Annotated in this window: 13 protein-coding genes, 1 tRNA gene and 1 CRISPR repeat array; of the genes, 7 read left to right on the forward strand and 7 right to left on the reverse strand. The window is 47.1% G+C overall.

Annotated elements, in window-relative coordinates; all coding sequences use genetic code 11:
• Positions 1-3: 3 nt before the first annotated feature.
• The 3 genes from ACEW9I_RS03795 to ACEW9I_RS03805 are packed head-to-tail and all read right to left on the reverse strand — an operon-like array spanning position 4 to position 3,766.
• Positions 4-1,221, reverse strand: coding sequence for a glycosyltransferase family 4 protein (locus tag ACEW9I_RS03795; protein WP_373539039.1), 1,218 nt, complete (start codon positions 1,219-1,221; stop codon positions 4-6).
• The gene (locus ACEW9I_RS03800; protein ID WP_373539040.1) at positions 1,199-2,251 is read right to left on the reverse strand and encodes a glycosyltransferase family 2 protein; all 1,053 of its coding nucleotides are present in this window, start codon (positions 2,249-2,251) and stop codon (positions 1,199-1,201) included. The genes ACEW9I_RS03795 and ACEW9I_RS03800 overlap by 23 nt, the downstream gene beginning before the upstream one ends.
• Before the next feature lie 27 nt (positions 2,252-2,278).
• Positions 2,279-3,766, reverse strand: coding sequence for an NAD(P)/FAD-dependent oxidoreductase (locus tag ACEW9I_RS03805; RefSeq protein WP_373539041.1), 1,488 nt, complete (start codon positions 3,764-3,766; stop codon positions 2,279-2,281).
• Positions 3,767-4,053: 287 nt separating this feature from the next.
• On the opposite strand from ACEW9I_RS03805, the gene ACEW9I_RS03810 reads away from it, so the two are divergent.
• Positions 4,054-4,815, forward strand: coding sequence for an FkbM family methyltransferase (locus ACEW9I_RS03810; RefSeq protein WP_373539042.1), 762 nt, complete (start codon positions 4,054-4,056; stop codon positions 4,813-4,815).
• A gap of 294 nt (positions 4,816-5,109) precedes the next feature.
• Here the strand turns inward: ACEW9I_RS03810 and ACEW9I_RS03815 are convergent, their stop codons facing one another.
• Entirely contained in the window at positions 5,110-6,126 is a 1,017-nt protein-coding gene (locus ACEW9I_RS03815) for a glycosyltransferase family 2 protein (RefSeq protein WP_373539043.1), read from the reverse strand.
• 483 nt (positions 6,127-6,609) lie between these two features.
• Here ACEW9I_RS03815 and ACEW9I_RS03820 point away from each other — a divergent pair, with 483 nt between their 5' ends.
• Both ACEW9I_RS03820 and ACEW9I_RS03825 read left to right on the forward strand, forming a co-directional pair.
• A complete protein-coding gene (locus tag ACEW9I_RS03820; RefSeq protein WP_373539044.1) occupies positions 6,610-6,816 on the forward strand; it encodes a DUF2839 domain-containing protein in 207 nt (68 codons plus the stop codon).
• Positions 6,817-7,004: 188 nt separating this feature from the next.
• On the forward strand, positions 7,005-7,496 hold the full coding sequence (locus tag ACEW9I_RS03825) for a 2TM domain-containing protein (protein ID WP_373539045.1): 492 nt from the start codon (positions 7,005-7,007) through the stop codon (positions 7,494-7,496).
• A 650-nt stretch (positions 7,497-8,146) separates the two neighbouring features.
• On the opposite strand, the gene bchI is transcribed toward ACEW9I_RS03825, so the two are convergent.
• The gene (bchI, locus tag ACEW9I_RS03830) at positions 8,147-9,226 is read right to left on the reverse strand and encodes a magnesium chelatase ATPase subunit I (RefSeq protein WP_373539046.1); all 1,080 of its coding nucleotides are present in this window, start codon (positions 9,224-9,226) and stop codon (positions 8,147-8,149) included.
• 233 nt (positions 9,227-9,459) lie between these two features.
• On the opposite strand from bchI, the gene mscL reads away from it, so the two are divergent.
• Positions 9,460-9,897, forward strand: coding sequence for a large conductance mechanosensitive channel protein MscL (gene mscL / locus ACEW9I_RS03835; protein WP_373539047.1), 438 nt, complete (start codon positions 9,460-9,462; stop codon positions 9,895-9,897).
• Positions 9,898-10,088: 191 nt separating this feature from the next.
• Here the strand turns inward: mscL and ACEW9I_RS03840 are convergent, their stop codons facing one another.
• On the reverse strand, positions 10,089-11,327 hold the full coding sequence (locus ACEW9I_RS03840) for an aminotransferase class I/II-fold pyridoxal phosphate-dependent enzyme (RefSeq protein WP_373539048.1): 1,239 nt from the start codon (positions 11,325-11,327) through the stop codon (positions 10,089-10,091).
• A gap of 81 nt (positions 11,328-11,408) precedes the next feature.
• Here ACEW9I_RS03840 and ACEW9I_RS03845 point away from each other — a divergent pair, with 81 nt between their 5' ends.
• Together ACEW9I_RS03845 and ACEW9I_RS03850 are read left to right on the forward strand one after the other, a co-directional pair.
• A complete protein-coding gene (locus tag ACEW9I_RS03845) occupies positions 11,409-12,236 on the forward strand; it encodes an acyl-CoA desaturase (RefSeq protein WP_373539049.1) in 828 nt (275 codons plus the stop codon).
• Between the two features lie 168 nt (positions 12,237-12,404).
• Positions 12,405-12,475, forward strand: a tRNA-Gly gene (locus ACEW9I_RS03850).
• Between the two features lie 221 nt (positions 12,476-12,696).
• Positions 12,697-12,876: direct repeats of the CRISPR family, unit length 37 nt; unit sequence CTTCCAACCACTCATCACAAAGAAGAATGGTTGCGAC.
• Between the two features lie 171 nt (positions 12,877-13,047).
• Here the strand turns inward: ACEW9I_RS03850 and cas12k are convergent.
• Positions 13,048-13,557 carry a type V CRISPR-associated protein Cas12k gene (cas12k, locus tag ACEW9I_RS03855; RefSeq protein ID WP_373539050.1) on the reverse strand — a complete coding sequence of 170 codons (510 nt, stop codon included), beginning with the start codon at positions 13,555-13,557 and terminating at the stop codon, positions 13,048-13,050.
• Here cas12k and ACEW9I_RS03860 point away from each other — a divergent pair.
• Entirely contained in the window at positions 13,528-13,926 is a 399-nt protein-coding gene (locus ACEW9I_RS03860) for a MerR family transcriptional regulator (protein ID WP_373539051.1), read from the forward strand. The two genes, cas12k and ACEW9I_RS03860, sit on opposite strands and share 30 nt — an antisense overlap.
• The last annotated feature ends 33 nt before the right edge of the window (positions 13,927-13,959 follow it).

A 13,959-nucleotide genomic window follows, 5' to 3' on the forward strand; every position in this document is an offset into this window, starting at 1 on the left:
TATCTATGTCAACACCTCGCAAGAGTGTGTACTATGGCGATAATTGGCGAGCATCTGCTGATAGATCTCGATAAAGCGATCGGTACGTTTGGCTTCGCTAAAGTGGGTTAGAGCGCGTTCTCGCCCTGCTTGCCCCATCTTTTCTGCCAGTTGTCGATCGCTCAATAGCTGCAACAATGGCTCGGAGATCGCTGCGACATCTTTTGGTGCTACCAAGAATCCGGTGAGTCTATCTCTGACGATTTCGGTTTGACCGCCCACCGCACAGGCGATAACGGCGGTACCCCGCATCATTGCCTCGGTCGATACATTGCCAAACGGCTCCTCCCACTGCGACGGTACGACCTGTACCCATGCCCCTGCAAACTGCCGTTCCATTTCGGCAACGGGTAGATGTCCGAGCCAGGTGACAGCGTGGCTCACGCCCAGCTCGATCGCTAAGGTTTGCAGCGAACTTGCTTGAGTGCCTTGTCCAGCAATTAGCAGCCGCGCCTGTGGCACATGTGGTATAACGCTGGCAAACGCCCGCAGCAAGATTTCTACGCCTTTTTCCGGTACGAGCCGTCCTGCAAAAACTACAGTGGGCGGATTTTGCAGTGGCGGGCGCAGCGGACGTTCGGGTACGCCATTGTGAATGACTTCCACTGGGGCAATCCCTTCAGCTTCGAGTTGGGCTTTCATGCGATGGCTAAGCGCGATAACGCGATCGAAGACGTGTTGCCAGCGCAGCCAAAGCTGCCGTTGCACCATCAACATAGCCCAGGATTGCGGGGTTAGACAGTGCTGCTGCAAACAAGCTAGTCCTGCAATCATCTCGCATGAATCCCCGTTGGGTAGCGTTTTTGTCCCTTTCGGACAAATAGCTCGATACATAGCGGCCTGATAAACACAGGGCACATCTCTCAGTAGTGGTAAAATTAACGGCGAAAGTTGTCCCATAAAAATGCGGACATGAACCACCTCTGGTTGAAAATCACGTAAGATTCGCCGGAGTGTGAAGTAAGCGGAAGGGTTAATCGTTTGGGTTAAAACCTGTAAGCGTGTACTACTACCAAAACAAGCATCGTCAGCTAGCAGTTCACTCCCGGCCACCGGAATAATTTGGCTGGTTAATAAACGGACATCGTGACCGCGATCTCGAAGTCCTTGACGCAGCGACAGCATTTGCAATTCCGCCCCCCCCGTAGCTGTGCCAATGTCATTGAGCAATAATATTTTCATGCTGCTCCTGAGCGATTGAAGGGGGTACGGATCGGGGTGTAGGGGTGAAATATTGTTTGGCATAGCGATCTGTAATATAGCGATTGAGCAGCTTTTCGATCGGAGCCAACAAGCCGTACATCACCACTTTTTCCAGCCAACGGTTGCTAATGCCGAAGGTCAATCGCTTGACGATCGGCATTAAAATCGTGTTGCGTCGTCGCCAGCCTAGTGCTTTATATTTCTGTTTGAAATAACTGTTTTCGGTCAAATCCCATTTTTGTTGCAATCGACTCAGGCTCGCTAGTTCCCAAGCATCGCTCCAGCGCAACATATAAAAGTGCCAGTCGCTTAATGCCAGGGGCGATGAGGGTACGTAGGTAGCCAGACTGTCTGGCTCAAAGTACACAGTCTCCCCTGCTTGCGCCACTGCTAGACAGAAATCCACATGATCTTTGGTGTTGAGCATCGCTTCGTCAAATTTGCCGAGCCGATCGAAAATATCGGTGCGCACTAGGGCACAGTGAAATTCGCACAGCTCGGTTTGAGTGCGCTGAAGCTGCGATCGAACTTTTACCAAGGATTGCCCCTGTCGATACATCTTCTCGCGCAAACGATTTTTGCCATGCACATCACGAACGATTCGCAACTCGCCACCTGCAAAGTGAATATCTTCATGCAGGGGCAAATACTGACACATCAATGGTCCCACCACCGCCGCGCCTGTTTCATTCGCACAGTTCACCAATGCCTCTAGCCAACCTGGTGTCACCACGACATCATTGTCCACAAACACAGTATATTTGGTGTCAACGCTAGCTAAACCAAGATTGTGCGCGCGACTTGGTGACAGATAATAGTCGGTGCGGATCGACGTAAATCCTCGCGCCTGGGCTGCTGCTTCGAGATATTGCCGTACCTGTGGCGGCGAATTGCCATCTACATACACTAGCTTGTACGGCATGTGGGTATGCGCAAAGATACTTTCTAGTGATTCGCGAGTATAGCTAAATCGTTCGCGGGGAACGACGACGATCGTTACTTCAGTCATCGAGGTAAATTCTCCAATCAGTGCAAGTTACACAGCGGTTGCTCGTTCGAGCAAACTTTGTTCGGCAGTCAACTTTTGTTTGGCGGTCGTCCACTGTTCTTTAGTAAACTCTTCATGATAAGACCGTTCGACATTTACATTCCACAGGTCGTGCTGTTCGCCCAAAATATTCTGGACGGCAAGCATGGCTGTCAGCATCGAATGATCTTGATTATTATAACGGTGCATTCCATTTCTGCCGACGGTTTGGAGATTTTCAAATGTCTCTAGATAGTCCTGAATTACCTGGAGATGCTGACGATATTCACCGTCATAAACTGGATATGCTTTGCGTTGGCGGATGACGGTACCATCACGCACATCACCAGGTAGAACGCCGATATTCAGATCGATCGCTTCCTGGGTTGCCAGCGCGATTAATTCTTCGGTCGATCGATTCCACAATTCATCGCTATCATTGCAAAAATATTCCATTCCCAAGCAAGTTTTACCTGCTTCAGGTACCATTGCTGGACTCCAGTTCTTGAAGTTCTGAATTCTGCCGACTTGAAACTCTGGACTGTGAATATAAATCCAATTGTCAGGAAACAGATCGTCGCGATCGATAATCAGAGCCACAATCAGAAAATCTCGATATTTTAAGCCTTTGGCTGCGGCAATAACTGCTGGTGGCGGGAGCGGATCGAGACACTGTAACAAGGCAGTTACAGGCATCGTCGAAATAAACGCATCCGCTTCAATCTGTTGGAGTTCGCCATTTTGCTCGATCGTGATACTATCGATCTGGTTACCCGATCGCGCAATCCGCTTCACCGTTGTATCCAGTCGCACCTCACCGCCTTTTTGGTCGATTAATTCCTGAGTGCGTTCCCACATCATTCCTGGGCCTAAAATTGGGTAATCAAATTTTTTAATCAAGCTTTTGGCATTTTGACTACCAAACACCGCATTGATGACAACTCGCCGCAGGGACATACCATTAATCCGCTGTGCTGCCCAATCTGCGCGAATTTGGTTGCAGGGAATCCCCCACACTTTTTCGGTATAGGTTTTGAAAAAAGTCCGGTAGAGACGCTCGCCAAATTTATCGGTTACCCATTCTTCAAATGTCTCTGGCTCGGGTGTCAGCTTGAGAGTAGACTTGAGCTTGGCTTGGAAATAGCTCATCACCATCAACAAGCTGTTGGCGATGCCGACATTTGCGAGGGTATTGGATACAGATAGTGGGTAGTTATAAAACTTGCCCTGATAATAAATCCGCGATAGGCGCGGGACTTGAATGAATTCTGTATCGAGAATTTCATGCCAAAAGCGATCGACCTGCGGGACTTTGGTAAAAAACCGATGTCCGCCGATATCAAATCGATACCCTTTGTACATCTCGGTGCGAGAGATCCCTCCGACGAGGGGGGCTTGTTCTAGGACAATTGTTTCAATGCCACGTTTGACTAACTCATAGCCTGCTGTGAGTCCTGCTGGGCCAGCACCGACGATCGCGACTGGGTATCGTGTCATGTATTTTCCCCAATTGATTTGCTTGGTAAGGATTGTTTGAGCGCGTTCTATACAAACTATAGATTAAATTATTTAGCGGATTCTCGATTTATACATGATTGATATGTTAGCAGTTTTTTTGAGATCCATCTGCATATTGTCACAGCGTGTGGTTCACGATTCCAAAATTTCTAGGAAATTGGGTTCGCGGGGTGTAGTCGGCTGAAACAATCTATAGTATCAGCGGATAACTCCATCGCAAGACTTCATTGACAATAGAACATTAAGTCAGCTAAGATTTAGGATTTATGATGTCGAAGCCATACTCTATTGCAGTAGAAGCACTCCTTAGAATCAAGCATAAGATCGATATCGTGGTAGTTGGAGCCAATGATGGCATGGTTAACGATCCGATCTATGAATTCTGCATGAAAAATTCAGACAAATCGAGTATTTGTCTGATTGAGCCAAACCCTACTTTAATTCCATATCTGCGGGAAAACTACTCATCCCATCCCAGTCACAAAATTGCTAATTGTGCGGTTGGCAAAGACGGGATACTTACTCTTTATGCAATTAAAGAAGAGTTTTGGCAAGATTTTCAACCTGATTATGCCAAGGGATGGCCCGTACATAGAGCGTCAACAGGAATAACATCAGCAAGTAGAGAGCATATCGAGCAAGCTCTGGCATCTCATCCAAACATCAATCCAGAGGAAGCGATCGTGGCTCTTGATGTACCATCAAAAGCACTGGAAACAATTCTGCTAGAGCTTAGTTGGCAAATTCCTATTGATGTTCTTCAGATTGATGCTGAGGGACATGATGACTCAGTCATCTATGCTTCCAATCTGCAATTGACTAAACCAGCACTTATCTACTTTGAGTCCCGTCATATCCCAGCAGACCGAATTCAATTACTTTTAGCCTACTTGTCCAGCCACAATTATCGGACTTATGAAATCGGTGGCGATACCCTGGCAGTTAATGGTCGAACCAATCTAAGATATATTTATCTCAATGGCATTGTCATGTTCTTCGCGTGGGCCTGGAAACTCCTGAAACGGTAAATGCCATCTGTTAAATGTTAAGCTTTTTGGGTTCCTCCGAGCTTTTGGTGAAAGTGGACGAGCGATCCGCTTCACTAAATGGCGTAGATTACGTCTTCGATCGAACGAAATGTTTCCCTCAACGCAAGCAATCCGGCGATCGCCAACATCAGGAACGATCGACGTAGCCTCTCACGATCGATCTCACAATACGCTATTTGGCGGATGTGTGATAACTATGTAATCGGTGTGATTTCAGCTTTAAACGAAGATAAGATATTTTGACATAAATCTGCACGATTTTAGACCGATGCTTCATGATTCGGAAATTTCCAACAGCTTGGGCGCAATGTTTGCATGTCGGCTGAATGAGTGATATCGAATCGTACCGATCGCAAATGCCAGTCCACCATACAGAAAGTATAACCAGTGCCAAAATATGGTTTGACAAGCAAACCACCAGCCACGCTTGGAGTAGAAAAATTGGTAAACGGGGAAGTTCAGCCAGAGGAAAGCCCCTCCCAATCCAGCGGAGATCGCCACAGCACCGCTCCACCAAAATCTAGATCCAAGGGCGATCGCTAAGCAGTAAGCGAGGACGATCGAGATCCGACTAGACATCTTGAGATTGAGATCGTTAATAAACTGGCGATCGCGCCAAATCAGCTCAGTCCAAGGTAATGCTCGATAAAAAAACTCAGCTCTAAGTAGATTAAGCGGTTGCCAGCATTTGAGATGTTTTACCCAAATGGTTTTACATAACTCAATTCGATAGCCTGCCTTTTTGAGCCGATAGCCCAGATCGATATCTTCGACTGACGGATAACGATAATTCTCATCAAAGCCACCCAGTTCGAGGAACACATTGCGGCGAATTGCGCCACACGCGCCCCAGAACGTCGCAGCTTCTGTAGACCCAGTTTGATGAGTGTAATGATGAAATAAATTTTTGTATTGTGACAAAAAATTTAGCGCACCAGGCGCATCATCATAAGAGCCAATTAAGGCAGCGATATCCGATCGGTCTTCAAAGAATTTCATCACCTGCGGCAGTGTGTCAGCATGAATTGTCACATCAGCATCGAGAAATAACAATATGTCCCCTGTGGCAACTTTAGCACCACGATTTCGCGCTCGTGCTGGCCCGCCTGCTGTCGGAAATGTGAAGACTTTTGCCCCAAAAGAGCGTGCTAGTTGCTCGGAATTATCTGTCCCTCCATCCACAACGACAATGACCTCAGTCGCTGGCGAAATGAACTGCTTGAGACTAGATAGGCATTTTTGGAAACTCTTGCCGCCATTGTGTACCGGAATCACGATCGAAACTATCAAATTGCAGATCTCCTTGGATTCTAACTGCCAGTACTGAACGGCATAAATTAAGCGATCGGTTTTTATGCTCTCCCTGCTCCCGCTGCCACTTTGGCAATTTGAGAGCGACTTTCTTCATATTGTGGTGTTCGTCGGGAGAATTGACGCAAACATCTAAAAATTCGATCCGTCGTGTACAATTCAACAGCTTTTGGTACCATTATGAACCGAGATTACGATCGAAACTATCAAATTGGATACCTCCTTGAATTTTCAAAAGATGTTTGAAAATTAGGTAAGTGGGTAAAAATCGCTAGCCAAAGTGTCCAACGGCTCAGTCGGGCGATCTTTGGCACAAGCTGCCGTAGGCATACGTACCTTTGATTTGATGATGAATTGGTGGCGATGCCGTCAGAGACTTGATTAAAATAAGTTGCAGCGTGTTGACAACAGTCTCAAATTATATCTAGATTTTGAGTGTAAGCGGAGTATGAAGATAAGATTATGGGTGATGCCAAACGACGGAAACAAACCGGACTGCCGGAAGCGAAACGGATTGTCTCGTGGTTGCCACTAACGACAGATCAATCATCGGAATTTGTGCGAGTTAGCACTCGATTTGCTTGGATTGGGATTGGCTTGCTGGTGCTTGGCTGGGTGACAGTGCGCTTGATTGGACCAACTTTTGGATGGTGGCAACTTGTGGGTTAGATGTCTGCTGAGTACGGTAATTAGGGTAGCGATCGATCGCTACCGCCAGTAGTTAAAATGTCATAATGAGACATGGATATGAGTCTATCTACCTATAAATTAGCGCGACTCTTTACTGGAGAGACTACTGTGCCTACGGTAGGCTACGCCAACGACGACGCTCATTACAACTACGCCACAGATTGGATATGAACTCTTCAGAAGCACGCTCCTTAACTCGCTCATATAGCCAGGAAGATGTCCAACAAATTCTGAACATTGCGCTAGCACAGCATCCTAGCAATGATACTGCATTATCCTACGCTCAGTTATTGGAAATTGCTGATGAATTGCGGATTGCACCTGAGACACTGCAACTAGCTGAAAATAAGTGGCTGGTGCAACAGAACAATAGTGCGAAGTTTCAGGAATTTGACACCTACCGCAAATCGAGATTTCAAGATAAATTAGGCAAATATACGATTACCAATACTTGTTTGGTAGCATTAAACTTCTTGACTGGATTTGGAGTCCCGTGGTCTTTATACGTTTTGATTTTTTGGGGGATGGGTTTTGGGCTAGATGCCTGGAAGTTCTTCTTTCAGCGTCACGGGCAAGCTTATCAACGTGCTTTTCAAAATTGGGAGCGTAAGCAAAAAATTCAAAAATCAATTACTGGACTAATTGATAAATTAGTTTAAAAAGTTGACAGTTGACAATTGCGGCGCGCGCTCTTGGTTGGGTTGCCAACCCAACCAGGTTCCCTCCAGGTATAGCGCGACAAGACAGACAGCGATTCGCGATACGTAGGCTCTGCCGTAAGCGCAAGGCGCAGGCTCTCGGTTGCGCGCAGCGTCTCCGAAGGAGAGGGTCTAGCGACCCAAATCACGCGGAGGTTCCCTCCGCATGTGTTTGGGTCAAGACAGCGAATCAGCAAGGCATCGACCTGGAGGTGTATCCTTCACTGGGCGGGTGACAAAGGCGAGACAGGTTGTGTGCGTCAAGACAAGAGAGCGAAGTTTTTAGGATGGGGATGCGAGCGGATGCGTTCCCGCCTTTGTTTCTAGGGCGATGGAAACGCACCAAGCAGACCCCACTCTAACAACAATTCACCTAAAAGGTGGGGGATTTTCACCCCTGTTCTTTGTTAATATGTCTCGACCGAAGACCGTTAGCAACCGCTATATTTTACCCCGATCGCTCGATTGCCATCAGCATTAGCTGTCAGTGATTTGGCGACTGCTAAAACTAGGTTATTACCGCTGGGTTAACAAAATCGATGATGAAAGCTTCCCAAATTAGATGCGTCGATCGCGGCTTGATGCGGAAAATGTTGGGTAATTTGCGATCCTTATTTTGCCGCCAATTCTATTCCAAATACTTGAGCAAAAACTTTATTGACCTTGTAGCCGGAATCGATCGATTCAAGTGGATCTTTCCGCAGGCGATGGCGCAGACAGAGTGCGATGATCCGGCTGATGTCATCTAGAGTCACCTCTGTCCGCCCTTCAAAGGCGGCTAAAGCTTTGGCAGCGCGGTTGGTCACAATATCACCTCGGAGTCCATCTACATCGCATTCGGAGCAGACTTGGGAGATTTTCACGCGCAGATCGTAGTCGAGAGTGACACTGGCTAGTCTGGTTTGAGCGTCAACGATCTGCTGTTGAAGTGAAACCTGTTCGGCTTGATATTCAGTTGTAAATTGATGTGGATTTTGGTCGAAATCCGATCGCTGTTCGACGATTTGAACGCGGAGTTCTGGCTCTTTCACAGTCCGAATTTCGGCGTGCATCCCAAACCGATCGAGTAACTGAGGGCGCAGTTCGCCTTCTTCAGGATTCCCCGAACCTACCAGCACAAATCGTGCGGGGTGACGGATCGAGATCCCTTCGCGCTCGACGGTATTCCAGCCAGAAGCCGCCGAATCAAGCAAGACATCGACGAGGTGATCGTCGAGGAGGTTGACCTCATCTACATACAATATGCCCCGATTGGCTTTGGCGAGTAGTCCAGGTTCAAAGGCTTTTACCCCCTCAGCAAGAGCTTTTTCAATATCGATCGTCCCGCAGACGCGATCTTCAGTCGCCCCCAATGGCAAATCTACCATCGGTACTTTTTTGGTGGAGACTGGAAAACTGGCATGAGTTGTCAAAAATTCTTGACGCAGCTCCTCACTCATCAGATCTGGATCGCTCGGATGGCTATTGAAAGGATCGCCTGCGACGACATCAATTTCGGGGAGCAGATCTGCCAATGCCCGAATAGTAGTAGATTTCCCGGTACCGCGATCGCCCATGATCATCACCCCACCAATAAATGGGTCGATGACATTCAATAACAGAGCCAATTTCATTTCCGCTTGCCCGACAATGGCAGTAAATGGAAATACAACTCGACGTGCTGTAACGGGCGATTGGACAGTAGCAGCCACAATGATTACCTATCTTAAATAATTTTGACGATCAACCTTTATTATAAGGGTTAGCGGTGCGGCAACACAGTAGCTCCCAGGATCGGAGCGATGAAAATGCCGCTGATTGGATCTCCTTCACGTGAGGTGTTCCGACCGGAAAGATGTCCAGCAGATTAGTGGTGCTCGTCTTGAGCTACAATATTTTCTTGAATCACATCTCGATCGATATCAACATCGGCACAATCTAAACTATGACAATTAGATCTTCTAGAGCGGCTGCAACGGGATTTATTAAAGACTTTCAAGACTTCGTGATCAAAGGCAATATTTTTGACTTAGCGATCGCTGTAGTCATGGGTGGAGCCTTTGGTAAAGTAATCGATTCCCTAGTCAAGGATGTGATTACTCCAGCGATTCTCGAACCCTCGATCAAAGCCAGTGGTGCAAAAGATTTGGAAGGATGGACGGTTGGCGCAGCTAAGTTGGGCTTATTTTTATCAAATATTATTTCCTTCATCGTGATTGCATTTGTCATCTTTTTGATGGTTAGAGCGATGGCAAAATTCAAGCGGAAAGAGGAAAAAATTGAAGCCTCAGATACCAAAGAATGTCCGTACTGCTTATCGGTAATTCCGATCGCCGCCAGCAAATGCAGCCATTGTACTTCCGAGCTACCGCCAACAATGTAGATGTTGGTTAGGCGTAGGGTGTGTTAAGCGCAAGCCTTATGAGCACCAATATCCGCTCCCAGGGATATGATTTAGAATCGCCATAACGTTAATCGATTCTAATTAATCAAAAAGCTAGTACACCATGTTCGATTCATGGTGCATTAGCTGTTGGTAGATCGTTAATCACAAATAATTTGCACCTGGATGAACTAGTGCAAATCGATCGCCTCAATTGCTTTAACTGCGGCTTCTAGGGCGATCGAGATATGCGTCCAATGCGTACCACCTTGGCAAAAAGCCGTATAAGGTTCGCGCAGGGGGCCATCGGCAGAAAATTCCGACGTACTCCCGTCGATAAATGTCCCACCCGCCATGATCAACTCGCTCTCATAACCGTGGAGCGTACCAGGTACCGGATCGACATAAGCATCGATGGGTGAATTTTGTTGAATCGATCGACAAAAAGCGATTAATTTCTCCCTGGAGCCGAGTTTAATCGCTTGAATCACATCGCGTCGCGGTGCTAGCGGCAACGGATTGACGGGATAGCCCAATTTGTCGAAGATATAAGCTGTCAAATGATTGCCCTTCATCGCTTCCCCTACCATTTGCGGAGCGAGAAATAAGCCTTGGAACAGCAGGCGATTTTGGTCGAAGGTAGCACCACCTGACGAACCGATCCCTGGTGCTGTCAGCCGACAGGCAGCCGCTTCTACGAGATCGGTTCTCCCTGCCACATAGCCACCACCTGTGACGATCGTGCCGCCAGGATTTTTGATCAGCGAACCAGCAATCAGATCCGCACCTACTGCTGGCGGTTCGCGATCTTCGACAAATTCACCATAGCAATTATCTACAAAACACACAGTGTCAGGATTTTGACGCTTGACGACTTCCACGATCCGTCCGATTTGGGCGATCGATAGTGACGATCGCCACGAGTAGCCACAAGACCGCTGAATTAAGACCATGCGGGTGTGCGGTGCGATCGCCTGACTCAAGGCATCCCAATCAACCTCTCCGTCGCTCTGAAGTGCCAATTCACGGTACTTGATGCCGAATTCCAGCAGCGATCCCTGTCCTGTACCTCTAGTGCCGATGACTTCTTCCAAGGTGTCATAGGGCGCGCCAACGACAGATAGTAGTTCATCCCCTGGACGTAACACGCCAAATAACGCACAAGCGATCGCATGAGTCCCCGATACAAACTGGACTCGCACCGCTGCCGCCTCAGCACCCACAATTTCGGCAAAAACTTTATCGAGCGTTTCTCGCCCCAAATCGTCGTGTCCGTAGCCGCTGACACTGCAAAAATGTCTCACCCCGACGCGGTAACGCGCATAAATTTCCAAAACTCTTCGGAGATTACCCTTGACTTGACCGTCAATACCATTAAAAATCAGTGATAGTGCCTGTTCTGCTGCTGGAATGAGTAATTCGCCGTTCATGATTCGATGGGGTAAATTATTTGTTGACTGGAACCGATCGCAGATCGGGCATGATATTCAAACTCTCCATAGGTTATCTCAATGACTGTTGCCGCATCAACAAAACTTCGTCTGGACTGGACGATGATTATCGCACTCGTAATTTTTCACATTGGTGCGATCTGTGCTTTTTTGCCGGGATTATTTAGCTGGAACGCTGTTGGCGTAGCACTATTGCTGCACTGGATCACAGGTGGGTTGGGGATTACACTCGGCTGGCACCGTCTGCTCTCTCACCGCAGTTTCCAGGTTCCCAAGTGGTTGGAGTATTTCTTTGCTTTTTGCGGCACGCTAGCATTGCAAGGTGGGATTATCTGGTGGGTGGGCTTGCACCGTCACCATCATTTGCACTCGGACGAAGATGTCGACCATCATGACTCTAAGAAAGGCTTCTTGTGGAGTCACGTCCGCTGGATGTGTTTTGAGATTCCCGCAGAGAGTGACATTCCCCGTTTCACCAAGGACATTGCCAACGATCGCTTTTATCAATTTTTGAACAATTACTTTTTCCCCTTACAAGTTGGGTTGGGCATAGTATTGTATGCGATCGGTAGTTGGCCGTTCGTGTTTTGGGGTGTATTTGCCAGATTGGTGCTCGTTTATCACTGCACTTGGTTGGTCAATAGCGCGACTCACAAATTTGGTTACCGCAATTTTGAAACCACCGACAATTCTACCAATTGCTGGTGGGTTGCACTCACTACCTATGGTGAAGGCTGGCACAACAACCACCATGCCTACCAATACTCTGCCCGTCATGGGATGAAATGGTGGGAACTCGATATCACCTGGCTGACGATTCAGGTACTTCAGGTGTTTGGTCTAGCTACCAAGGTTAAATTGGTCGAAGCAGTAACTGTTGACGAGTAGCCTGGATCTGGGCAGCAGGTGAGCTGACGTAAATTAGTCTACCAAATTGTCGAATGGGAATGACGATCGGCATTCAATTACTGAGGACATTGTTCTCCGCTCATCCCTGTTGCAAACTACTTGAGGTGTGCTATTATGTTTAAGCGGTAAATTAATTCCGTTTAAAGCGCGAGTGTAGTTTAGTGGTAAAACTATAGCCTTCCAAGCTATTGATGTGGGTTCGATTCCCACCACTCGCTTAATTTTATACCAAATCAAATTTGTACATTAACTAATTATTTGTCACTGTTAACAGATTAGTGTCAATTTAACTAAATATCTGTCATCAATTGCAGACTTTTTTCACCGTCATGGGAGATCTTCACATCCCACATCAATAGCTTGCTTTCAACTATTCAGATTGTAACTAATTATAAACATTTCTTGCGAAGAATCAGCTCGACACCTGTAAAAAGATCGCCTTCCAACCACTCATCACAAAGAAGAATGGTTGCGACTTTCCAGCCAGGAAATATAAAGTGGGTAGACTAACTTCCAACCACTCATCACAAAGAAGAATGGTTGCGACCCTTGCTCGGTGCCAGTTAACATCCCCCAGGTTTTCTTCCAACCACTCATCACAAAGAAGAATGGTTGCGACGGAAGGGTATAAATAGACCATACTCCGCAAAGATTTGAGGCGTGTCGATCGCGAACCTGGTCACTCAGACTTCCCGTACTAGATATAAATTAGATCGATCTGTCGATCGAAATCATTCAGAAGCCATAGCTTATCTAGTTTTGAAGACTTAGCGCGAACCTCCCAGAAAAGTTACCCTTGCTGTAGGTTCGCGGTAGCTTCAAAGAATAGTTTCCACAGCTGTTTCTTGCTAGCTAACATGGTTTGGTAGTCAGACAAAAATCGTTGGAAGTAGTGCAGTTGCCTCTGACCGCAGCCGATTGTGAATTCGTGTTCGCTAATACCGCCGATATATAAGCCGATCTTTCCTTCTGAGGTAAGGAACCACATCAAGTCCATATTGCTTTCTAGAGTGATGGGAAATGGGGCTAGATCGGGTCTTTCTAGTAATTGGGACTGCCATCTTGAGGCTTCCGCATTATCGATCGGAACATTTTTAGTTGCTGATTCTAATGTTGTAAGGATTCGCTCTCCAGTGAAATCTCTTCCCTGTGGCAGGCGGTTTTCGAGTTGTTGGGTGAGGCGTTTGACTTGATTCTCGATTTTACTGCGATATTTGAGGAATTTTTGGGTGTCTTCATCGGTAGTTGATGGGATCTCACAGCGATTTCTATGCAGGAGCCATTTTTCACTAGTAAACAAGCAGCGGAGATTTCTGGTTGTACCTTGCGTCAATTGCAATATTGGCGTGAGAAGGAGATTGTCGTACCGACGATCGGATCGACGGGAACGGGACGGAGTATCTACTACAGTCCGAAGGAGGTAGTGGAATTGGTGGTGATGGAATATTGTTTGCGATCGGGATTGAACTTCGATATCGCTGCTGCTGTCCTCAAGTTGTTAAAGGAAAAGTCAACAGACCTAATTCAGACCATCTCTCAACCGTGGTTATTTTCCTGGAATGAGTACGAACAGAGGTTGGAGATGGTCGATTTTAATGAGCAAACAGCAATCGAGTGGTTGACAGATAGGCGCGTCGTGATTCCTCTGTGGTTGGAGCAATGGGGTTGAGTAGTTTCAACGACAAGTATACCGAAGTCATAG

Source organism: Chamaesiphon sp., from assembly GCF_041738855.1.
Classification (GTDB): Bacteria; Cyanobacteriota; Cyanobacteriia; order Cyanobacteriales; family Chamaesiphonaceae; genus Chamaesiphon.